The following is a 21087-nucleotide window of genomic DNA, read 5'->3' as shown; positions in this document are numbered from 1 at the left end:
CTTCTTACTTTAATCAAAATCGTCATCACAGCAGCAGCTATACAATTGCAACTCCACCTAGCACTTCAAGCACTCGAGTGCAGCTCCCTTGGCCAAAAACCTCAGCCTAATTATTTATCGTCCTTAAATCTTAAAATAGAGAGTATTCTCATCTCTCGCCTACCTCGTGATACGTTATCGAGTATCAAACCGCAGAAAAAAGACATCACAGCGATCAAAGCTATTGAGCTAGACAAAACAGCTGTAGGTAGCCTTGCCACTAAACCCGTGTCAACGAATTCAACAATAACGGGAATACCTAAGCTCAATGAAATAAGACCAAGCAATATCGAGAGCACGCCAAAGAAAAACATTGGTTTTACATCTCTCAATAAGAACAAGATAAAGTTGAGGATCTTGAAGCCATCACTCAAGGTGTTCAGTTTGCTAGCGGTTCCTTCCGGCCTAGATTGGTACTGAGTTGAGACTTCTTTAATGGACATATTATGGTGTAACGCATGCACGGTGAGTTCTGTTTCTATTTGGAAGCCATCGCTGAAGATAGGTGCGGTTTTGACAAATCGATGGCTCATAATTCGATAGCCAGAAAATACATCATTCAATTGTGCATTGAATGCTAAATTAATCAGTGTTGAAAACATCTTGTTGCCAAGGATATGTCCTTTAGGATAAGCCATTGAAGTTCGCTCGCGACTGCCAATAATCATATCAAGATTTTCTGTCTTTAATTGCTCGATCAAAGCCGGGCATACTGATGCATCGTAAGTGTCATCGCCATCAGCCATCACATAAATATCAGCGTCGATATCGGAGAACATCCGCCTCACGACCTCCCCTTTACCTTGGCGAGGTTCATGTCGCACAATCGCTCCAGCTTGTAACGCCTCATTGACCGTGTTGTCGGTCGAATTGTTGTCGTAAACATAAATGGATGCACCCGGTAAGGCTTGTTGAAAAGAGGTAACCGTTTCGCCAATGGCTCCGGCTTCGTTATAACATGGGAGTAATATTGCTACTTTCTGTTTATTCATGCTCACTCCTTACTTTAAAAACTCGGTAACCATCCTCAATTCCATCGTATGTAACATCTAGCCAAGCAGGAATGTTATCTCCATAAAGCCTTCTAATTAAAGAGTCCTCGCTTCCAGAATTCTTGAGGAGAGATAAGTGAGGATCATTACCGATCAATATATAATCAACCTTTTTATCTACTATTTTTTTTCTTGCCAGAAACATGTTCTCTTCTAACATCACTTCGATTAAAAATTGGTTGCCCACAATATTTCTATGATAAGGAGCAGCAATTATACTGTTGTTCGTTTTAGCTAATACAGGTGCGCCAGTTTCTATTCCAGAAAGGATAGTATGTGAATTGATACCGTTATCTTTTAGTACATTAAAGATACTTGGTGACTTGTATTCATCATCAAAGGTAGTGGTAATTCCCCCTGTTGGAGACAATGCAATAATGAAAAATGCTACCGATAACGGAGATCCAGAAAAAATAATGATGATTTTTAATATTGTGGATCTGACATATTCAGATAGTTTAATAATAAAATATGCTTGAAAAGGTGCAGCTAAAACAAAGCACAACCTTATTACTCTAACCTGCCAAAATATCGCAAGAGCTAAATTAAACATGAATATGAGATACAGTACTGTACAGTGGTGATTTTTAATTCTTAAAACTGGGTATAGAATAGCGGGTACCAATAGTAAGGCATAGTTATCAACAGAAAAAAAACCTTTAATTTCTATGTAATCAACTACAGATTTAGCCTCGGTGACCTGATCTAGCCAATAAAGTTTAAGTATCGGTGGGTAATCAATAAACAAAGCACTGGTCAGCGAGGGATAAAGAACCCCAACAGGAAACAAACACAACAAACCAAGGGAAACAAACAATAACATTCTTTTATTTAAGCTCATGTCATCATTAGCCAATCGATTGTAAATATTAACAAACACCCAACCACTAAGAAAAAGAATAATGAGAATGAATGATATTTCATCATATTTTAAAACAAAAAACTCATCGTAAGGTCTATTTAATAAAACAGCAAAAATAGAAAACATAGTACAAGTTACGTATAGCTTGGAGATGTAACTAAACCATCCGTTATGAAAAAAGCTGCAATAAACCGTATAAATGACAAAGAAAGCCATAAATAACAATATATTCTCCATTCCTGTCCACAACGATAAAGACAGAAAAGCAGATTGAGCGTAAACACGCCATGATTGTTTAAGGTTGTGAATAGTAATAGGTGTTAAAGACAGAAACAGTGTTGCTAATATAAGTTGAATATTGTGATGATCAATAGAACCGGGTAAGAAATGAATAATTGAAGGGGAAGAAATAGCGAACATCATGCTTATGAAGCGATACTTACCTCCAAAGTAATGCTCACATAAATAAAAACATGACAGTGCGTAAAACAACAAATAAAACAATGGGACAATAGAAATTGAGATTGCATACGCAATACTGTCATCGACCATAAATAGCAATGGGAAAGCGACTAAAGATAGTATTAGGTCAGGAAATCGAGACCAATGAATAATAATACCATCAGCGGTATTGAAGTTGCTCATCGGCTCTAGATACCAATGGCCGTTCTTCATCCACTCTTGAAACTGAACAAAACGCATATAGTCGTCATTGTCATTCAAGTTGAGTATTGAAACGCTTTCCCACTTATAAAAAAATATCACTGTGGCACAAACTAGCCAAAGAGCAGAAATTGTAATGATATCTTTATTAAAGCTTTCGCTTTTAGGCAATATGAATATCCTTTTCATTGAGCCAAAATCAAATCCCTATTGTTCCATCTCTCTCACTTCCGCTAGTGCTCTGTTTAAGTTTTCATTAGCCACTTTATAGTAAGATGATTTTTTATCGATAGCTTGTTGTAAATATGGAACCGCCTGATCGGGCTTTCCTTGTAATATTAGGAAATAACCAACATTATTCAACGCCTCCGGAGCTTCCATATGTCTCATAAATACGTTGGTTGCTTTTTTAATATCCCCAGACGCTAAATAAATAAGTGCCAGATTATTCTGAGCTTTTTCATTATTCGGATCCAACTCTAAAGCTGAACGCGTGTATTGATAGGCTTCTTTGTAGTTACCGTACATGTAATGAGAATAGCCCATATTCAACAAAGCTTTGACTGAACTTTTATCTATCGTCAGTGACTTTTTAAAGTACTCTTGTGCAATCTGATGCTTACCGTCAACATCTTCCAGTACCCCAATCCCCATATAAGCCAATGCAGGAGACATACTATCGACCTTCAAACTGGCCACTTCACTTTGGCTCAATGCTTGGTAGTTCTGGATAGTTTCACTGCTTTTTAAACGAACTTGGTCTGAATTAATCGCTTTAAAGAAATAACTCCGTCCTTCATCTGTACGACGTTGTTTGGTGTATAGAACGCCTAACTGCTCCAAAACTTCAGTGTGAGCGGGGTTAAAATCTAGCGCTGCAAGGTAAGCTTTCTCGGCCAACGCATAGTTACCGCGAGACGAATGTATTTGGCCAATAGTGAACAGAGTTTTATCGTGAAACTCTTTTTCAGGGAAAGACAAAGAGCGTATGTATTCATACAACGCCAAGTCTATATTGTTGTCTCGCAGAGCAATGTCACCGCGCATAATTGCTTCTTTTTCATTTAGCGGTGGATCATCACTAGTCAAACTATCGATTGGTTTACCCGAATACAATTCGGCATCAAATTGGTTGGTTGGTTCGTCAGAAGATGCACAACCAAGTAGCAAAATGGGCAATAGTAGTAGAAGAAACTTATTGTATAACATCATAAACTTGCTCCCGGCGCACTTAATGCGTCCATTACGATCAAGAGTCCAGGGCCAAGTGCAACAATGAAAAAACAAGGCCAAATAAATATCAACATGGGGAATAACATTTTAGTCGGTATTTTCGCAGCGATTTCTTCAGCGGCTTGCTGACGCTTATCTCTAAAATCTTCAGTATAGTCACGGAGCGTTTGCGCTAAACTTCCGCCCATTCTCGATGCATGAGAAAGCAAAGAAACCAAGCCTTCCAATTCAACTAAACCAGTTCGTTCGATAAGCTGCCTAAGCGCATCAGGCATAGTGACGCCCGCTTGAATTTTAGCAAACACAGTCTCTAGTTCATCCGCAAGTTCAGGCTGAGAGATATAAAGCTCTGATGCAACACGTCCAAGAGCTGCATTAAAGCCAAGCCCTGATTCAGTACATACAACAAGAAGATCAAGCGCATCAGGGACGCCGTTTCTGATTTTTTTCTGACGCTCTTTTTGCAGCTTACTTAGAATAATATTAGGTGTGAATGTGCCAAGAAAAACACAGGTCATGATGAGTAATTTATTATACTCTCCGCCTAACGCTATGTAATAAACCATAAAGCCCGCGACGATACCTATTAAGCTAGATAAAACCTTCAACGCATAGAAAACCGATAACGAGCTCTTCTCATGAAACCCTGCATGCATCAACTTTTCTGAGTAAGTTTCATTATCTTTTTTATTACCTTTACTTATAAAAGGGCTTAATGATTCTAACGTATTCGAGAAGTCGTATGGTTTTCTGCCGGTAGGTGCCCCATCTTCTGATATCTGTCTCAGTTTTTTGTCCAAGGGAGAACGAGCTCCTAAAAAAAGAAATCCAAGCGTTAGCGTTAACAACACTGTTGTAAGCAAAATCATCGAATAGATAACCATCTGAGAGCTAACTCCAAAGTCTGCTAACATCTGCTTCCAAACTTCAATATTTAATAATTCCATAGGTTATATCTCTATGCTGATGATCTTTTTAATCCACAAGGCCCCGATAGCCAAAAGAACAATACCGACACTCACCATGGATAGGCCGCGGGGATCTTTATAGAGTGGCTCGATATACTCAGGACTAGCGACCCTTAATGCGAAAAACAAACCAAAAGGAGATAACGTTAAGATCCATGCTGATAAACGACTTTCAGCAGAGAGCGTTCTGACTTTCCTTTCCAGTTTAAAACGTGCTCTAAGTACTTCAGATACCTTTTGCAGATTCTCAGAGAGGTTACCCCCTGTCTCTTTTTGCAACATTACAGCACTAGAAAATGCCAACATTGAGACGGTTGGTACTCGTTCTGTCATTTGTAGAATCGCCAAACGTAAGTCATAACCATAATTAAGCAGGTTATAGGTATTTTTAAATTCAACACCGATTGGATCTGGAAGTTCTTCGCCAACCTCGTTAAATGATTGAACGAGGGGTTGTCCTGCTTGTAATGCACGTCGAATAATATCTAAAGCCTCAGGAAGCTGTTCTTCAAATCGAGCCATTCGGTAGGTCACTCGATTTTGCACAAATAGATAGGCGATAACCCAAACAAAAATGAATGCCGCGACAGTAAGGAACCATACTTGGTTGGTCATTATCGATATCAATGAGAGTATTCCGGCGCAAAGAGAAACAACAAGTAAGAACCGGCTTAACGTCACTTTCATACCGGCAAGTTCCAACATTTTTTTCAAGCCAGCGAAGAAAGGAATAACGATGAGCTTACGATCCAGCGGAGAAAGCTCTTTGTTATAGTGTTCCTTAAGTAATGACAAACTCTCTGCATCGATATTACGCTGCGTTTCTTTTAAGCGGCGAGACAACTCTTTATGTTTCGCTTTCTTACCGGCAGCAGGTAATAACAACGCCTGTGAAATAAAAAGTACTGCGATAAATAATAGGGCTAATGAAACGCTTACATTATCCATATTCCCTCCTTAACCTTTGGTCTCACTAAAGAGCTCGAAAGGCAGGTCGAGTCCACGTTTGACTAACTGGTCATGGTATTGAGGCACAACCCCCGTTGCTGTGAAATAACCGATAATATTGCCGTCTTCATCAATACCTTTACGCTGAAAACGGAATATTTCCGACATCGTAATCACCTCACCTTCCATGCCGTTGATCTCTTGGATACTCACCATACGACGCTTACCATCTTCTTGTCGCTCCATCTGTACGACGAGGTGGATAGCCGAAGCAATTTGAGCTCGTAAGTTTTTGGTTGATATGTTCCACCCTGCCATCGAGAACATGTTTTCAACACGACTCAAGGCATCACGGGGGGTATTCGCGTGAATGGTAGCCAGTGAACCATCATGACCCGTATTCATCGCCGCTAGCATGTCAACGGCTTCGCTACCACGCACCTCCCCAACCACGATTCGGTCTGGTCGCATACGCAAGGTATTTTTAACCAATTCGCGCTGGCTGATTTCTCCCTTCCCTTCTAGGTTAGCAGGGCGGGTTTCGAGACGAATAACATGTGGTTGTTGCAGTTGTAATTCTGCCGAGTCTTCTATGGTAATAATTCGCTGGTCTCGCGGAATGAAACCAGAAAAGATATTCAGTGTGGTTGTTTTCCCTGACCCCGTCCCTCCTGAAATCAAGATATTCAGCTCACCTTTCACGGCAGCCTCCACAAATTTAGCCATCTGAGGCGAGACTGAGTCGTAACCAATTAAGTTATCCATGGTCAGACGATCGACAGCAAAACGACGGATCGAAACGGAAGGGCCATCGAGTGCGAGAGGCGGGATAATCGCATTAACACGGGAACCATCAACTAAGCGGGCATCTACCATAGGTGATGCTTCATCTATCCGACGACCAACCTGGCTGACGATACGGTCAATAATGTTTCTTAAATGGCGGTCATCAAGAAAAGTATAGGGCGTTTTTTCGAGTTTCCCCCTTCGCTCAACGTAGACACTTTTAGGGCCGTTGACCAATATATCCGATACAGTTTGATCAGCTAATAAGGGCTCCAATGGACCAAGACCAAAAACTTCATCTTCTATCTGTTTGATGACCCGCTTACGACCTTCTGCGCTGAGTGCATGACTACCATCATCAGCCATCAACTGAACGATAGCTTCATGCAAATCTAGCTTGGCGCGCTCTTTCTCCAAGCTAGAAAGTAACCCTAAGTCTAACGTTTCAAGCAACTGCTTATGAAAGAAGTGTTTGATTGATAATTCTTGCTCCAGTACTTTTCGAGCTTCATCGATCGCTTTCTCCTTTTCAACGCTCGCTTCTGTCCGAGAGTGACTGGACGTCTCAACACTTGATAAACGTTCAACAGGATTGGCATCTTCTGAATCATGCGAAATCTGTTCTACTTTTTTTTCAAACTCTGGATTTACATTTTTTCGTTTAAAGAACATCACAATCCCTCGTGTTTACTTTTCATCAACTCATTATGAAAACAACTTTTTCAGCCACCCTTTCTCTTCCTGCTCCGGTGGTGAAAGAACATGAGATAAGTCGATGATAGAGCGAGTAATAGAGCTTTTTTTTCTCGACTGAACTAACGGCTGCCCCAAGTTGGCACTCTCTAGCGCGACTTTAAAATCATTTGGCATAAGGTGTATGTCGTGGTTACCCACTGCTTGCTCAATGTCTTTCAACTTAATTGAATGTCGCTTTTCATAACGGTTGAGAATGACCTCTATTGAGTCACTTTGTAAGCCGTACTCAAACTTCAGAGATTTAATTAGTCGGCTTGTGTTTTTTACTGACACTAAGCTCTGTTGCAAAACCAAAAGTACTTTAGTCGCGGGTGATATTGCTGATGCAAATACGTGATCTAAGCCTCTAGACAGGTCAATGATCACATAAGGGTAGAAACGACGCAGAATTGGAAGTAATCTGCCAATTTTCTGAGCCTGCTCGAAATCATCAGCGTTATTTTCATGTTTAAAGCTTAGAACATGGAGACCTGATTCGTGTTTATTTACCAAAGAGCCCAAAGACATTTCATCCAAATCATTAGAACTGTTGATCGCATCAGAAACGCTATAAGTCGGAACTATGTTCAAATAGTCTGGAATCACGCCAAACTGAAGATCGATATCAAGTAAAAGAACTTCATTAGGATGTTGAGTCGCCATCTCAATGGCAGTATTTAAAGCCAAGGTAGTTGCCCCCATCCCTCCTTTGGTATTCAAAAACAAGATAAACTCTCCGTAACTGGAGTTCTCAAGTTTTTCGGAAGCGGTTTTCTTCAATAATGGAAGTAAGTCCGATAGAGTCACATTATGAGACAAAAAATCTGATGCCCCTAAACGAAGTGCTATTTTTAGTGATCCGTTATCACTTTCATCACCAAGCACAACTAAAGACAAATCCTTGTCTTCTAAAGACAAATCATACCCTTGCAACTCAACCATTTTTTGAGCCCAATTCCCATTAGCTTCAACGAAAATAAGCTCTGGGACATCTGCACTTTTTAGGTATTCCTCACTCATTGCCGCAAGAGAAAACGACGTTACATGAACATTTCGGCATTTTTTTAGTTCTTTACTCATATGCGAATGAAAGCCGTCAGTACTGTAGACTAACCAAACCTTTAGATTCGTTCTTAAACGCGTCATATCTTTATCGTTTTCATTCGGCGTTATTTTGATCGCTTCCCCCATACCGCTACTCCCGTAATAAATAACTTATGGACACCGATTCCTTTTTTCAGAGTCCGCCCTAACCACACCTAAGCTTTCAGCTGGTAATATTGTTTCAAACGCAGGGGCAGCAAGAAATCCATTCACTCCTAGAAAGCTTAGGTTACTGATTAACTGAATGCCATAACCCGTAGCCCTAGCACGCACAAACTTAATGGTGCCAAAGTTCGCTTCAAAATCAGAAGCAACCTCTCCCCCGCTCGCGTCTAAGTAAGCCACTTCTAAGTTCGCATTAGTAAATCCAACAAGAGGAATATCATCCACCACCATTCCTGCAATATTGTCTCTATCTAGGACGTAACATACCGTCGCTAACCGAGCCGCCTTCCTAGTCGCTTCACTAACCATTTGTAGCGAAAATATATAGGCACCCAACGCTAAAATGAGAAAGAGAAGTAGAAAAATTAGCGATGAGACCAGAGTGAACTCAATAATGGCCAGCCCTTCAATTCGTCTTTTAAGCCTTGTCATCACAGCACCCTCATCACTGAAGTCACACTTAATGGAACAGCAAAACTCTCATTCGAAAAAGGAATAGACAAGAAAAGTGGAACATAATCATACGTCACACTAACTCGTACATAACTGTCGCCTGAAGGCGGGGTTACCGTCACATCCGATGTCGTCAATGAAGATAGTACAGCTGTCCCCGCGCTGTTCTGACCATAGACCACGACATTCTGAATTTCAGACGTCGGTGCGATGGTTCCACCAATGGTTCCATATACTTCACTAACCGCATAACGAGCGCCATTTTGTACTGACTTCGATATCACATTGTAGTGAACCAGAACATTGCCAAGCTCTAGAACTAAAACTAGAAAAAACAATAAGACGGGAGTCACAATGACCATCTCTACAGCAGCAAACCCCTGTTGAAATTGATTAGATTGCTTCATGATCAAGACTCCCCACTATTGGGGTCCTTATACAAAACAATCTTATAAGTCCCTTCCGTTGTCGACGTTGTACTACCAGAACCACCAGCAACACTGCAAGAGTGGATAAACTCACCAAAAACGGCGGGTGTACCTGAGTTATTAGTTGGTGCTTTTTGCAACAAGAAAAAACAGCCAATTTTGTTTACGGTAAAGTCGGTTGCACCACCACTTTTACCTGAGCAATCAACCATAGGAATCGGTAAAATTCTTCGCCAAGCCACACCATTAGATGCACACCCTGAACCTCCGCTTGCTATACAGGCGTTAGTCTCTGACTCATATTGAGCGTAGGTATAACTTCCGTCAGAGTCGATCTCTCCCGTACCGGCATCAATCGTTATTTCGTTGGTAGGTTCTGTGGTTACATAATCTGAAGGATAATCTGATGCAGATAAGCCACCACCATAATCACCAAAACGAGTATTCAGGCCATCGCCTGTGGGACCAACCGTGCCACCTGGTTTAGTGGTTATATTGTCACCAATCGCTACAGGATAACTATAATTCCCACCTAAGCCTTCTTTGACGGTTTTACCACCAGAGCCAAAGTCTAATAGGTGATAATTACCATTACCCATTTCAGATAGTTTGTTATCCCCTACCTTAAGAGCATGAACGGTACCGACCTCATAACCAAACACATTGGTTATTACCTCACCGGTGTCATCGTGAAAACCATCTTCAGGATCAATATCGTTATCCGAAGTGCCATCACCAATACATACGCCAATGGGTACAACGTTATTAACGACTTCTTGCCCTGAGCTTGGCCCAGCAACGGCACTTGCCGATACTGCCTTATCAAGACCAAACATATGAATGAAAAATTCATCCATCTCTAGTGCATCCACGCGAACTCGCACATAAACATCATCACTTGCACCGAACGTCGCCGTGCCAGTAAAATCCTGTGGGTCATTCGAATAATCAATGCTTATAGAAGCGGTCGAAAAATCAATTTCTTGGTTCCCTGTTGAAGCCGCCATAGCATTGAGCGCCGTACCGACTTCCGCGTCTACCGCGTCTTTATCTTTGCTATTGTCTAATATGGTTGCGGCAGCCAGCGCTGCAGAATCAACTGCATTTTGTAAGCGCGTTTTATTTACAACCATATGGTTTATGTCTACAGCTAGCGCTGAGACAGCTAGAAAAACCAACAAGGCAGCAGTAATCATCACCACAACTAAGCCTTGTTGCTTTTTAGGGCTTTGTGATACTCGATACAACATATGAGTACCTCCAGATTTAGTTAAAATCTTCTAAGATCTGGCTACTACTTCCGGACAGTTCGTTTTCACCTCTGCCAACATATCTGTCGTAACCAGTCTGCATCCGCTCCCCTGTACCATCAGGTACTTCGAGTAAATTCTCTTGGGTAGCATTAGGGTTATACGTTTGCTCTGTTTTCACTAGTGCTACCGAATGCCCTAAACGAGCATCGTTCGCACAGCCAACTAATAACATTGCGAGAAAGATCATCATTATTTTAGTCATATCTATCCCCTTATAAATCATGCCCAAATGAGCCTTCGCTACCACCATCGGTCGGTGATATATCCTGTGAAGCTTGAGATTGCTCTGAATCAGATTCAGACGGTTCAGCTATGTAAGCGCTTCGGCCTAACAAGTAATATTCCAGATCATTAGGATCAACAAAGGCATCAGTTGGCAGTGTTACCTTACTTCTATCCACCGGTTTGGCGAGTCGAGGCGTAACAAGAATGACCAGCTCAGTTTCTCCAGACACATACTCTTGACTATTAAAGAGCTGACCTAAAATAGGCACATCACCAATACCCGGCATTTTGTTGCTGACATCTCTGACATTCTCACTGAGTAAACCCGCAATACCGATTGTTTGGCCATCGGCTAACTCAAGCGTCGACGAAGCACTTCGTCTAGTAATTGGAGGGATAAGATAGGTCGCATTGGTAGTTCCAGGATCAATAGTTAACGAACTACTATTAGCGATTTCACTGACATCAACAGCCAAATTCAGATTGATTTTTTTATCGCTGAGTACGGTAGGTATGAATTTCAACCCGACACCGTATTCCTTGTACTCAATGGTAATTCCATCATCGTCGGGAACAGGAATAGGAAACTCACCACCGGCTAAAAACTCAGCCTTGGAACCGCTTAGTGCGGTTAAATTTGGTTCAGCTAAAACTTTCGCCACACCGTTTTGTTTCGCAACATCCAATGCGAAAGTAAACAAGGTATTACTATCAATGAAAGACCCTAAAATACCGTAATCAGTAGAGGTTGGGATATCGAAGATTGGGGTTGCTCCTAACACACCCGCAGGTACTGAAGACGCTCCCCAAGAAAAATTCGAACCACTTGTTTGGAAGAAATGAAAATTCGCATCAAACTTTCTCACTAAGCTTCTCTGAACCTCTGCAACCGTCACCTCTAACATGACTTGTTGAGCACCACCAATAGACATTAGGTTAATAACGCCTGTCGCTGCAGCTTGTTCACTGCCACTTTCTTTTGATTCGTCAGCAGCCTGCCCCGATGAATAAGTTTCCGCGATTCGCATCGCCACATTCATTTGTTGCTGGTTACTGACCTGACCACTTAGCAGTAAGCGATTCTGCGCACTGTGCACTTCAATAGTTTCATCAGGAAGGAACTCATATAATTTAGCTTTGAGGCTATTAAGATCATGAGTAACCTCAATATTAATAGACTCGATCAACTGACCTCGTGAATCCCAAGCCATTAGGTTTGTCGCACCTAATTTTTTACCAATTAAAAACAGTTCATTTGACTTTAAAATTACAATATCTAAGACTTCAGGATCACCAAGAGAAACCTTCGCCGCTTTTCCCGACAGAACCACATGCGTAGATTTATGATGTGGAACCGTGACTGTTTTTCCTGTCTGCAATGCCGCAACACTGGCCGTCGAAAAACAAATCAGGCTCAAAACACACGCAATTAATATTTTCATATTTCACCTCAATCCTTGACGCGCACATTAGATGTTTCTGTACCTTTGATAATGGTGACACTTGGTCTAGGCACATATCGACGAACCACTTTTTTCTCTACTTCGTGTGGGTTTCTCAAGGTCAGCTGAATACTGCCTTTGCTTTTAGCCGTGAGAAGTTTCTCGGCCTCTTTCGGCGTCATCTCAAGAGTTACCGCTCGTACAATAATCGGACTGTTTTCTTTCGTTTTAGCCGTTTGGTCTACAGCCAAAACCTTAATATCTTTAAGAACGGTTTGAGTCGCTGCAGAATTTTTTCCGTAAGAAACGGTATTGAGAATATCAACCTTATTACCCGGTAATAAGAACCCCGCCACACCAATAACATCATCAACACGTATCGTTACCGCACGTTTATTTTCAGGGATAAGAGCGGCAAGTGTTGACCCTTCTCCTGGTACAGTAAATCGTAACTTGTGAAGCACCTCTCCGGCATAGATAGTATTCGCAACAACCTTGCCAATCAGATCCGCTTTATCCGAATAGTTATTTTCATTAATCCAATCAACTTCCATCAACCTGGTGGTTAAAAACTGATCCTCGATAATGGTTCCGGCTTCAATTTCTTGTGATGCGACAACAACGGGGTGACGCTCGACCGTTTCAACTTCAACGGTTGGCTGAACTTGATCATCCATCCACTGCTTAGCAAAAAATACAGCCGCTAAGCCGAATACTACGGACAGTAAAAACAGTAGGAAAACTTGACTCTTATTCATTATTCTCTTCCTCGTGTCCATCAGAGGTAAAATAGACTTCCCATGCCATGGAAAGAATATCGAATGTGATAACAGGTGGGAGTTGCTCAAACGAAAGAATGTCTTTGCTTATACCAACGAGATCTTTCGGCAAACAGGGGAAAAGTGGCACCTTAAGAAGCGTGTGCATTTGAGACAAACGCTCAAAGAAACCATCTTGAAGCTCCATCTCTTTTTCAGCGACGACGCTCATCCATAAAGCTTCATAATCTCGCTGATTCAGCGGCTTGAATTCAATTTTGTAACCTAAACGACGTAGAAATGCAGGGTCGCTTATTTTCTTGGGATTTAGATTGGTAGAAAAGGCAAGCGTTAGAACAAACGGCATCGTGATTTGCTGGCCATTAGGTAGCGATAAATAATCAAAGGAATATTCCATTGGTACAATCCAACGATTAAGCAAAGCATCGACAGGCATGGGCTGACGACCAAGGTCATCAATGATAAAAATCCCATTATTTGCCATCATTTGTACAGGCGCTAACCAAACACGACTGTTCTCAGAATGATTGACTTCAAGCATATCCATAGTGAGCTCTCCACCCACCTGAATATTCGGCCTTTCACAATTAAGCCAACGCTTGTCGTATTGATCTTTGAGGGAGATACTTTGATCGCTACCGTTACTGTCTAACGGTTTATGATGTTGTGCAGAAAACACCTTGATAATGTTGCCTAAGGCATAGACTGCATAAGGAATGAAAACAGACGTATGCAGCGCATTGACAATACGTGAAGCTACAAATGTTTTACCCGTCCCCGCATGCCCATACAGCAACAAAGCTCGTCCCGAATTTATTGCTGGCCCCAATACCGAAATCATTTTGTCGACACCATATACATCATTCAGTGCAGCTTCGACATGTGGCCGAGTCACTAGCTCTGCTCTTAGATCCTGCTGCTTTACCACATCACTATATTGAGTAAGTGAAACGGGGGCAGGACCTAAATAAGCATCACGTTTAAAGGCAAGATCAGCTTCTTCAAGTCCTTTCTCAGAAAGGGAATAGCGGACGTGACTATGAGATGCAGATGAGAGAGAAAGGTTCGAGGTTGGTTGAAAAACTTCAATCAATGACTTTGTTCTCAACACAGCCAACGCACTTTCAACAATATGTGTCACAACACATAAATAGTTAGAAAGATCTAAAACATCCGACTTGGGGTAGGCTGACAGGTGCTTCAACACAAGGTTTTCTATAACAACTTCAGGAACACCCAACATATCAATAGATGTAGGAACGGCTGGGGCTGAAATTTGAGGCTTCAAAGTTGTTGGATCAGTACGCCCTATAATATCCATATATTATTCCTCTCCATGAAGCTAACCAACAACAGATTTAAGTAAAGTAGCTATACATCGCCAATCCCATGACAACAGAGGGTGCAAAAGGCATCGTCACCTTATTTGAATACCTAGCGTGCAAACTCTCACTTTCATCCAATACTGGTGTCACTCCACCAAGCACGATCAGCTTATTTTCAAAATAGCCTTTAATACTAAGACTGTTCGAGTTGGAAAAGTTATATAGCAGGTAGAAAGTCCCGATCACTCCAGAAGAAAGTAAGATAAAGTACGACGCATCAAGTAACTGTCCCCACCCGAGATACATCCCCACAATACCTAATAGCTTCACATCTCCTGCAGACATAGCTCTTACAAAATATAAGAGTAATCCAAAACAAAAAAACACCACAAATCCAACGAAGGACATTAAAAAAACATCAAAGGTGTAATTGCGGTTAAACATTGATAAAAAATACACAAACAAAAACAGTATCAATATTTTGTTTGGTATACGATGCTTCTCAACATCGTATACCGAAACTGCAATTAGCAATGCCCAAAAAACTGAAGGCTCATTAATCATATATTTAATTCATACACTCAAAATAATGCTCTGGATTTTACTAAGTAAGGCTGTTGCCATCCCAGAAAAAACCAACCCTATCGCAATAACAAGTAAGGCAGCAGCGATAATATAGGAAACCGAAGTAAGCCCTCTTTGCTGCCTCACTCCTTTCCGATCATAAACCACCAACGATTGTATTCAGTTTGGCTGCCAGAGTATTCCCTAAACCAGAAAATACGGTTGTCATACCTAATACTAATAATGCTGCACCGATTACGTACTCGATAACAGTCAACCCTTCTTCATCTTTCATGAATTCTTTACAATTATTCAAAAACTTATCCATGAGAACCTCTCCTTGATTTACGTATCAGGCTTTGTTTACCTGTAAACTAAATCTAGAGGTGAGAGATATATTCGGTTAGGATTTTTTTGCCATTCACTTGCACTTTTTTGTGGTACTTCTAATCTAATTGTTACGTATAGTAATTTAGCTAATTTTAAAGCCACATTTAAATATGAAATAGAGTTGGTATTTATATGAAAGTAGTAACACCTTTATTATCAGATAAGGATAGTGATTTTAACGCTGTTATTATCAATAAAATAAGCCACTACTTTCCTATTGAAAACTTTGGACAAGATATATCTATAATCAGTAACTTAGATGTAAGGTTAGTGTTTTTCATATTGAATAAGCCAGATAAACTTCAACTACTTACAATGGCTTTATCTATTTGCGAGAACCTAAATAAAAGAATAGTCATTATTTGCTCAGACCCGTTACCTAATATCGTTCGAAATCATAAGAATATATTTTTTATTATCGAAACAAACAGTAAACATCTGACCAGTAAGTTCGAAGAACTACAACGTAAAACACAACATATCTTCGAGCCTCACTTTGATCTAGACCGAGATACAAACAACAACAATCAATTACCTGCAAAGTTGTTTACCTCTGAAGTCGTTAACTTTGTTATGGACAACATCAACAAAGAAATCAGAGAAACAGAAATCGCAGAAAAGTGCCATTGTTCAACAACCTACTTTTCTAAGAAGTTTCATCTACACTTTGGAGTAAGCTTTAGAGACTTTGTATGCGATAAACGAATCCTGTTAGCCAAAAAGTTAATCGAAGCCGATACCGAATCAAAAATAGCTGTTATTTCTTACCAATGTGGATACAAGGATGTGTCGTATTTTTCAAGAATCTTTAAGAAAAGGACCGGAGTAACACCCGCAAGTTACAGACGTGCCTGCACGGATAACAGAAAACGCTAATTTTACTCCCTAAAAGAAAAAATCATGGTACATTTAACATGATTTTAACAAAAATAACTTAGCGAAAAACATGGAGTTAGACAATGATTCAGCCTAACGAGTTTAGCCAAGAAAAAGCAACAGCTCTCCCTACACCCAATGACATGATTTTAAAATGGGCAGAAGAACGCCCAGATGAAGTCTATTTAAAACAAATCATCAACCGCCAATTTGTTGAATTTACTTATAAAGAAGTGGCCGACAAAGCACTAAAACTGGCGTCAGCATTAGAAGGACTCGGAGCTCAACCCGGCGATCGAGTCGCTCTCGTTTCAAAAAACTGTGCAGAGTGGTTTATCTGTGATCTTGCCATGATGTTAGGAGATTTTGTCAGCGTCCCAATCTTTCCAACAGCGGGTGCAGACACTATTCAATACTGTATTGAACACAGTGAAAGTAAAATTGTAATTGCCGGTAAGCTTGATGATCCTAAAGCCACTCAAAAAGTACTCGATGATAATCCGAGTCTAATTAGTATCTCGTTACCCTACGATACTGCCGCTAAGTGCCAGCACACTTTTGAGCAACTTATCGAAACACATGAACCCTCAACCAAAAGACCTCAGCATCACGATGATAAGCTGATGTCGCTTGTTTATACTTCGGGTACGTCTGGGTTACCGAAAGGCGCAATGCTCACGTATGGTGCCTTTACATGGTCAGTTCAGAGATTAATCGATCACATTGGTATCCAACCTGGCGATCGCCTGTTTTCTTATCTGCCGCTTGCCCATATAACCGAACGAGTGTACATCTTTGGTTCTTCAGTGATGGGTGGGGTGGTTACTGCTTTCCCTGAATCTTTAGACACATTTATTGATGATGTAAAAATGCATCGTCCAACTTTGTTTATTTCAGTTCCTCGTTTATGGACTCTATTCCAACAACGAATCCAAGATAAACTTCCACAGAAAAAACTGAACTTCTTACTTAAAATTCCGTTCGTGAATAACCTCATTAAGAAGAAACTGGCTGATGGTCTGGGGTTAGACCAAGCTCGCGTTCTTGGCTGTGGCTCAGCTCCGGTATCACCAGCTCTACTTGCATGGTATGAGAGTGTTGGCCTACACATTACCGAAGCTTGGGGAATGACTGAGTCTTTCGCCTACAGCACGATTAACCACCCGTTTAGAGCAGACAAAATTGGCACTGTAGGTAATGCAGGTCCGGGCATTGAACTCAAAATTGCAGAAGACGAAGAGATTTTAGTTCGAAGCAAAGGCATGTTCTCTGGTTATTACAAAAATGACATTGCAACTCAAGAGTCTTTTAACTCAGAAGGTTGGCTTCATACGGGCGATATTGGTGATATCGACAGCGAGGGCTATTTAACGATTCGTGGGCGTAAGAAAGATACCTTTAAAACCGCAAAAGGCAAGTTTGTCGCTCCTGTACCAATCGAAAATAAACTCTTTGAGTACAGTCGTGTAGAAATGATGTGTTTGATAGGCTTAGGCTTACCTGGCCCTATCCTGCTCGTAGTACCGCATGACTTCCCTAATTTTGATCGGGCTCGTTACGAAAGAACAAGCAAACGCGTCATTGAAAAAATGAACGAACAGTTAGCTTCGCATGAGAAGATCAAAGGCGTACTGATGATTAAAGAACCATGGAGCATTGATAATGGTGTTCTTACTCCAACTCTCAAGATAAAGCGACATATCCTTGAGCAGAAATACCATGAAGTCGGTCATAACTGGCCGAAAGATAAATTGGTAGTTTGGGAAGAGTAATCAAAATCGAGAAGGAGCCAGTACGGCTCCTTTTTTGTAAGCTCAACTTATAGGTATTTAGTGTAATCAGCCGCATCATTGCTCCCATTGTCCAGACCGATGTCCTCCCTCATTCGACTGCTCAGCGATTCCGAACTAATAACTTGTCTCGATTTAACCGTCTTACTCATCTTGGTTTTATCATTAACTTTAAGCATCTGATTAACAAATCTGCCGATCCAACAGGTTATTGTTTTCATTTTATCTCTCTTGTATTCCTTGTTTATTTGTCGCTATTATGAAAACAACCTGTTCGATAATCGAACAACCATTATTAACAAGAACTATAAGCTGAGATTATGGACAATAGACTGCGTCACCTTTCAGGTCTCCGTTACTTTGAAGTTGCGGCTCGCTTGAGCAATTACAGCAAAGCGGCTGAAGAGCTGTTCGTCACTCAAGCAGCCGTCAGCCAGAAGATTCGACAGTTAGAAGAACAGCTTGGATGTAAGCTCTTTATTCGTAAGGGCCGTGCAATGACTTTGACGCATGAAGGGCACACACTTTTTAGACATGTCTCTGATGGATTTCAAGAGGTTCTGCTGGGGTTAAACAAGATCCAATCAGAACCTATTCAAGGGCTGCTTGTTGTTAGAAGTCCCCCTTCTTTTGCTTCTCGTTGGTTACTACCTAGGCTGTGGAAGTTCTCGGTAAAGCACCCAGAGATCCCAATTAAGATACTAACAGGGTGTGATACCCCAAATTTAAAACATGGCGAGATTGATGTTGCTATTCGACAAGGCGAAGATCTATGCGTTGAAGAAGGCTTGACTCTTGAGATGCTAATCAACGAACCGGTTTACCCTTTTTGTTCCCCTGAACTCGCAAACTCTTTGAACTTCACATCACCTGAACAACTCCTCAAATGTTGGCTGATTCAGTTTGATAGCGGTTGTTTCCCGTGGGAGGAATGGTTTAGGCAAGCAAACATATCGACTCAAAGCAGCACCATTCAGTGGATGGAAGTCGGTACCTTTGATATGGGCTTAACGACTGTCATGGCGGGACATGGGGTTTGCTTGGCAACAGACAGCTTAGCTGGTGACTTCATCGAACGCGGCTTGCTAGTGAAGCCCTTTGATATAGGCATGACACCTGGGGTTCAAGTCAACCTATGCTTTGACCCTAACTCCCCGAGAGAAGAGCGTATTACCGCGTTCACCAATTGGTTGCACGAAGAAGTAAACGAGCTATTGGATAATTAGATCTCACCTACTAATTTCTTAAACAAGGAATAGGCTTAAATAAGCAATGAGCATAGAGCGGCAACGTAAACCTCCCGACACCGACAAATTATGTTGAGTTAAAGCAACGTCGAGTTAAAAGCTACGCTGTCTTGACTCACTCCCAAAACGATTTCTTCAGTTCTTTATCGACTTGATTCTGAGTAATCCCGACATCTCTCAATAAATACTCTGGTAACTCAGACAGCTGTTGTCTGGTTCTACGATTCTGAAGATAACGCTCAAAGTTAGAATAGAATTTCTTAACTGATAACGATGATAAGAATAATTGGTTAGCCCTTGATGTCGCTGTTATCGTATTCATAGCCTTTCTCCTGTTGATCTTTCGCTTTGTTATGGTCAATAATCGACCAACAGAGCAACATCGACAAACGATAGATACTGACATTCAGTTAAGGAAAACTAATGTGAGAGAACGAACTCCACCATTTCAAGGGATCTATTACTTTTACACTGCAGCTGAAACTGGCAGTTTTAAACTTGCGGCAGAAAAACTGTTTGTCACAGCAGCAGCAGTAAGCCAACAAATTCGCCAACTTGAAGAGTGGTTAGGTGCAGACTTGTTTATTCGTCAGCACCGAAAAATAGTACTCACTCATGAAGGTGAAGTGCTTTACCTGCAAGCTAAGAAAGGCTTTGCCCACATTCAAGATGGTGTGAGGCGAATTAACCAAGACCCAAATCCCACTCAACTGTCTATTTCGACCGTGCCATCATTTGCCCAACACTGGTTGGTACCTAGAATTGGTGACTTTCGCGATCGTCACCCAGATCTATCCATGTTGATTGAACCGACCAACAAGCTCGTGACGTTTGAAGACTCTAATGTCGATGTCTGCGTTCGATATGGTCATGGTAGTTATCCAAACATTGAATCGCGTTGGTTAATGGACGAAGTGGTTTACCCTGTCTGCCACCCTATCTACCAAGAGAAGCATGGTATTTATGACATCGACGATCTACACAAAGCTGAACTAATTGAAGACCGCTGGCCTGATATGGATTGGAATCTATGGTTAGATGTTGTTGGAGCAAAGGCAGGACGTTCATCACTGCAATTTGATGGTTCGCATTTTGTTTTAGAAGGGGCGTTATCCGTTCAAGGTGTCGCACTGGTCAAACACAGCTTGGTTTATCGGTATTTGCAGGAAAAGAAGTTGGTACGTATAGGTAACATCGCACTTAAGCCCAAGTACAATTACTTCTTGTGTGCACCTGCGGGATACTTTCATCGCGAGAAAATCAAACGCTTTGAAGCTTGGATGCAAAGTCAGGTTCAGTTATTTGGAAATAAAGGTCGAGAAGAAATTTCTATTATCGAGACAGATTACGAGCTTAAATGGTCTGATAATTCATAAAGCGAAACTGATATACTGAGCTCAAATAAATGGCGAGAACATCTCATGACACAAGAAAATAACCCACTTCACGGCATCACATTGCAGAAGCTACTGACTGAATTGGTTGAGCATTACGGTTGGGAAGAGTTGAGTTACATGGTGAACATCAACTGTTTCAAAAAAGACCCAAGCATTAAATCTAGCTTAAAGTTTTTGCGTAAAACAGACTGGGCTCGTACTAAAGTAGAGCAGATCTACATTGATTTGAAACGCTAGTCCCTCTCTTTTTAGCTCTATCTAAATTTGTCCCGTATCTGCTTAATACGGGACCATATCACCGTA

General features: G+C 41.2%; 22 protein-coding genes. 5 read left to right on the top strand and 17 right to left on the bottom strand.

Annotated elements, in window-relative coordinates; all coding sequences use genetic code 11:
* Positions 1–110 precede the first annotated feature (110 nt).
* The 16 genes from AACR09_RS02270 to AACR09_RS02195 form a co-directional block, all read right to left on the bottom strand.
* Complete coding sequence (locus AACR09_RS02270; protein WP_193835950.1) at positions 111–1031, bottom strand: glycosyltransferase family 2 protein; 921 nt, start codon at positions 1029–1031, stop codon at positions 111–113.
* Positions 1024–2805, bottom strand: coding sequence for a hypothetical protein (locus AACR09_RS02265; RefSeq protein ID WP_193835949.1), 1782 nt, complete (start codon positions 2803–2805; stop codon positions 1024–1026). Before AACR09_RS02265 ends, AACR09_RS02270 begins: the two co-directional genes overlap by 8 nt.
* An 18-nt stretch (positions 2806–2823) precedes the next feature.
* Positions 2824–3828: a tetratricopeptide repeat protein gene (locus AACR09_RS02260; protein ID WP_104215535.1), complete on the bottom strand. Its 1005-nt coding sequence runs from the start codon at positions 3826–3828 to the stop codon at positions 2824–2826.
* Positions 3825–4796: a type II secretion system F family protein gene (locus AACR09_RS02255; protein WP_102498635.1), complete on the bottom strand. Its 972-nt coding sequence runs from the start codon at positions 4794–4796 to the stop codon at positions 3825–3827. Before AACR09_RS02255 ends, AACR09_RS02260 begins: the two co-directional genes overlap by 4 nt.
* Positions 4797–4799: 3 nt before the next feature.
* Positions 4800–5765, bottom strand: a complete 966-nt coding sequence (locus AACR09_RS02250; protein ID WP_193835948.1) for a type II secretion system F family protein — start codon at positions 5763–5765, stop codon at positions 4800–4802.
* 9 nt (positions 5766–5774) lie between these two features.
* Complete coding sequence (locus tag AACR09_RS02245; protein WP_004734450.1) at positions 5775–7223, bottom strand: CpaF family protein; 1449 nt, start codon at positions 7221–7223, stop codon at positions 5775–5777.
* A gap of 33 nt (positions 7224–7256) precedes the next feature.
* Positions 7257–8477: an AAA family ATPase gene (locus AACR09_RS02240; protein ID WP_102398355.1), complete on the bottom strand. Its 1221-nt coding sequence runs from the start codon at positions 8475–8477 to the stop codon at positions 7257–7259.
* Between the two features lie 24 nt (positions 8478–8501).
* Complete coding sequence (locus tag AACR09_RS02235) at positions 8502–8987, bottom strand: TadE/TadG family type IV pilus assembly protein (protein ID WP_029222738.1); 486 nt, start codon at positions 8985–8987, stop codon at positions 8502–8504.
* Complete coding sequence (locus tag AACR09_RS02230; protein WP_029222737.1) at positions 8987–9415, bottom strand: TadE/TadG family type IV pilus assembly protein; 429 nt, start codon at positions 9413–9415, stop codon at positions 8987–8989. The genes AACR09_RS02235 and AACR09_RS02230 overlap by 1 nt, the downstream gene beginning before the upstream one ends.
* A gap of 2 nt (positions 9416–9417) precedes the next feature.
* On the bottom strand, positions 9418–10686 hold the full coding sequence (locus AACR09_RS02225) for a TadE/TadG family type IV pilus assembly protein (RefSeq protein ID WP_108092834.1): 1269 nt from the start codon (positions 10684–10686) through the stop codon (positions 9418–9420).
* A 16-nt stretch (positions 10687–10702) separates the two neighbouring features.
* Positions 10703–10999, bottom strand: a complete 297-nt coding sequence (locus AACR09_RS02220; RefSeq protein WP_017080025.1) for a hypothetical protein — start codon at positions 10997–10999, stop codon at positions 10703–10705.
* Entirely contained in the window at positions 10962–12416 is a 1455-nt protein-coding gene (locus tag AACR09_RS02215; protein WP_102498641.1) for a type II and III secretion system protein family protein, read from the bottom strand. Before AACR09_RS02215 ends, AACR09_RS02220 begins: the two co-directional genes overlap by 38 nt.
* Positions 12417–12424: 8 nt before the next feature.
* Complete coding sequence (gene cpaB / locus AACR09_RS02210; protein WP_017080023.1) at positions 12425–13174, bottom strand: Flp pilus assembly protein CpaB; 750 nt, start codon at positions 13172–13174, stop codon at positions 12425–12427.
* Positions 13167–14516: an ATPase AAA gene (locus tag AACR09_RS02205; protein ID WP_017080022.1), complete on the bottom strand. Its 1350-nt coding sequence runs from the start codon at positions 14514–14516 to the stop codon at positions 13167–13169. The genes cpaB and AACR09_RS02205 overlap by 8 nt, the downstream gene beginning before the upstream one ends.
* Positions 14517–14553: 37 nt before the next feature.
* On the bottom strand, positions 14554–15084 hold the full coding sequence (locus tag AACR09_RS02200; protein WP_193835947.1) for a prepilin peptidase: 531 nt from the start codon (positions 15082–15084) through the stop codon (positions 14554–14556).
* A 157-nt stretch (positions 15085–15241) separates the two neighbouring features.
* Positions 15242–15412 carry a Flp family type IVb pilin gene (locus AACR09_RS02195; RefSeq protein WP_086715348.1) on the bottom strand — a complete coding sequence of 57 codons (171 nt, stop codon included), beginning with the start codon at positions 15410–15412 and terminating at the stop codon, positions 15242–15244.
* 194 nt (positions 15413–15606) lie between these two features.
* Here AACR09_RS02195 and AACR09_RS02190 point away from each other — a divergent pair, with 194 nt between their 5' ends.
* From AACR09_RS02190 to AACR09_RS02180, 3 genes are all read left to right on the top strand, one after another.
* Positions 15607–16350, top strand: a complete 744-nt coding sequence (locus tag AACR09_RS02190) for a helix-turn-helix domain-containing protein (protein ID WP_102535114.1) — start codon at positions 15607–15609, stop codon at positions 16348–16350.
* Between the two features lie 83 nt (positions 16351–16433).
* Entirely contained in the window at positions 16434–18122 is a 1689-nt protein-coding gene (locus AACR09_RS02185) for an AMP-binding protein (protein ID WP_017084229.1), read from the top strand.
* A gap of 338 nt (positions 18123–18460) precedes the next feature.
* Complete coding sequence (locus tag AACR09_RS02180) at positions 18461–19366, top strand: LysR substrate-binding domain-containing protein (protein WP_076645906.1); 906 nt, start codon at positions 18461–18463, stop codon at positions 19364–19366.
* A gap of 136 nt (positions 19367–19502) precedes the next feature.
* Here AACR09_RS02180 and AACR09_RS02175 read toward each other — a convergent pair whose 3' ends face one another.
* Complete coding sequence (locus AACR09_RS02175) at positions 19503–19709, bottom strand: DUF1127 domain-containing protein (RefSeq protein ID WP_076645905.1); 207 nt, start codon at positions 19707–19709, stop codon at positions 19503–19505.
* Positions 19710–19812: 103 nt separating this feature from the next.
* Between AACR09_RS02175 and AACR09_RS02170 the strand changes: the two genes are divergently transcribed.
* Both AACR09_RS02170 and AACR09_RS02165 read left to right on the top strand, forming a co-directional pair.
* Positions 19813–20763, top strand: coding sequence for a LysR substrate-binding domain-containing protein (locus tag AACR09_RS02170; protein ID WP_193835946.1), 951 nt, complete (start codon positions 19813–19815; stop codon positions 20761–20763).
* Positions 20764–20808: 45 nt separating this feature from the next.
* A complete protein-coding gene (locus AACR09_RS02165; protein ID WP_017106559.1) occupies positions 20809–21021 on the top strand; it encodes a VF530 family protein in 213 nt (70 codons plus the stop codon).
* The last annotated feature ends 66 nt before the right edge of the window (positions 21022–21087 follow it).

It is taken from the genome of Vibrio sp. OPT20 (assembly GCF_963889365.1).
GTDB classification, from domain to species: domain Bacteria; phylum Pseudomonadota; class Gammaproteobacteria; order Enterobacterales; family Vibrionaceae; genus Vibrio; species Vibrio splendidus.
Note: the sequence above shows the minus strand (reverse complement) of the source record. Positions and strands in the feature narration are given on the sequence as shown.

Coding starts and splice junctions, on each gene's coding strand:
- AACR09_RS02205 (WP_017080022.1), bottom strand. CDS start 14,516: ATGGATATTATAGGGCGTACTGATCCAACAACTTTGAAGCCTCAAATT.
- AACR09_RS02200 (WP_193835947.1), bottom strand. CDS start 15,084: ATGATTAATGAGCCTTCAGTTTTTTGGGCATTGCTAATTGCAGTTTCG.
- AACR09_RS02240 (WP_102398355.1), bottom strand. CDS start 8,477: ATGGGGGAAGCGATCAAAATAACGCCGAATGAAAACGATAAAGATATG.
- AACR09_RS02185 (WP_017084229.1), top strand. CDS start 16,434: ATGATTCAGCCTAACGAGTTTAGCCAAGAAAAAGCAACAGCTCTCCCT.
- AACR09_RS02180 (WP_076645906.1), top strand. CDS start 18,461: ATGGACAATAGACTGCGTCACCTTTCAGGTCTCCGTTACTTTGAAGTT.
- AACR09_RS02270 (WP_193835950.1), bottom strand. CDS start 1,031: ATGAATAAACAGAAAGTAGCAATATTACTCCCATGTTATAACGAAGCC.
- AACR09_RS02195 (WP_086715348.1), bottom strand. CDS start 15,412: ATGGATAAGTTTTTGAATAATTGTAAAGAATTCATGAAAGATGAAGAA.
- AACR09_RS02235 (WP_029222738.1), bottom strand. CDS start 8,987: ATGACAAGGCTTAAAAGACGAATTGAAGGGCTGGCCATTATTGAGTTC.
- AACR09_RS02190 (WP_102535114.1), top strand. CDS start 15,607: ATGAAAGTAGTAACACCTTTATTATCAGATAAGGATAGTGATTTTAAC.
- AACR09_RS02265 (WP_193835949.1), bottom strand. CDS start 2,805: ATGAAAAGGATATTCATATTGCCTAAAAGCGAAAGCTTTAATAAAGAT.
- AACR09_RS02260 (WP_104215535.1), bottom strand. CDS start 3,828: ATGATGTTATACAATAAGTTTCTTCTACTACTATTGCCCATTTTGCTA.
- cpaB (WP_017080023.1), bottom strand. CDS start 13,174: ATGAATAAGAGTCAAGTTTTCCTACTGTTTTTACTGTCCGTAGTATTC.
- AACR09_RS02215 (WP_102498641.1), bottom strand. CDS start 12,416: ATGAAAATATTAATTGCGTGTGTTTTGAGCCTGATTTGTTTTTCGACG.
- AACR09_RS02250 (WP_193835948.1), bottom strand. CDS start 5,765: ATGGATAATGTAAGCGTTTCATTAGCCCTATTATTTATCGCAGTACTT.
- AACR09_RS02220 (WP_017080025.1), bottom strand. CDS start 10,999: ATGGTGGTAGCGAAGGCTCATTTGGGCATGATTTATAAGGGGATAGAT.
- AACR09_RS02245 (WP_004734450.1), bottom strand. CDS start 7,223: ATGTTCTTTAAACGAAAAAATGTAAATCCAGAGTTTGAAAAAAAAGTA.
- AACR09_RS02175 (WP_076645905.1), bottom strand. CDS start 19,709: ATGAATACGATAACAGCGACATCAAGGGCTAACCAATTATTCTTATCA.
- AACR09_RS02165 (WP_017106559.1), top strand. CDS start 20,809: ATGACACAAGAAAATAACCCACTTCACGGCATCACATTGCAGAAGCTA.
- AACR09_RS02230 (WP_029222737.1), bottom strand. CDS start 9,415: ATGAAGCAATCTAATCAATTTCAACAGGGGTTTGCTGCTGTAGAGATG.
- AACR09_RS02255 (WP_102498635.1), bottom strand. CDS start 4,796: ATGGAATTATTAAATATTGAAGTTTGGAAGCAGATGTTAGCAGACTTT.
- AACR09_RS02225 (WP_108092834.1), bottom strand. CDS start 10,686: ATGTTGTATCGAGTATCACAAAGCCCTAAAAAGCAACAAGGCTTAGTT.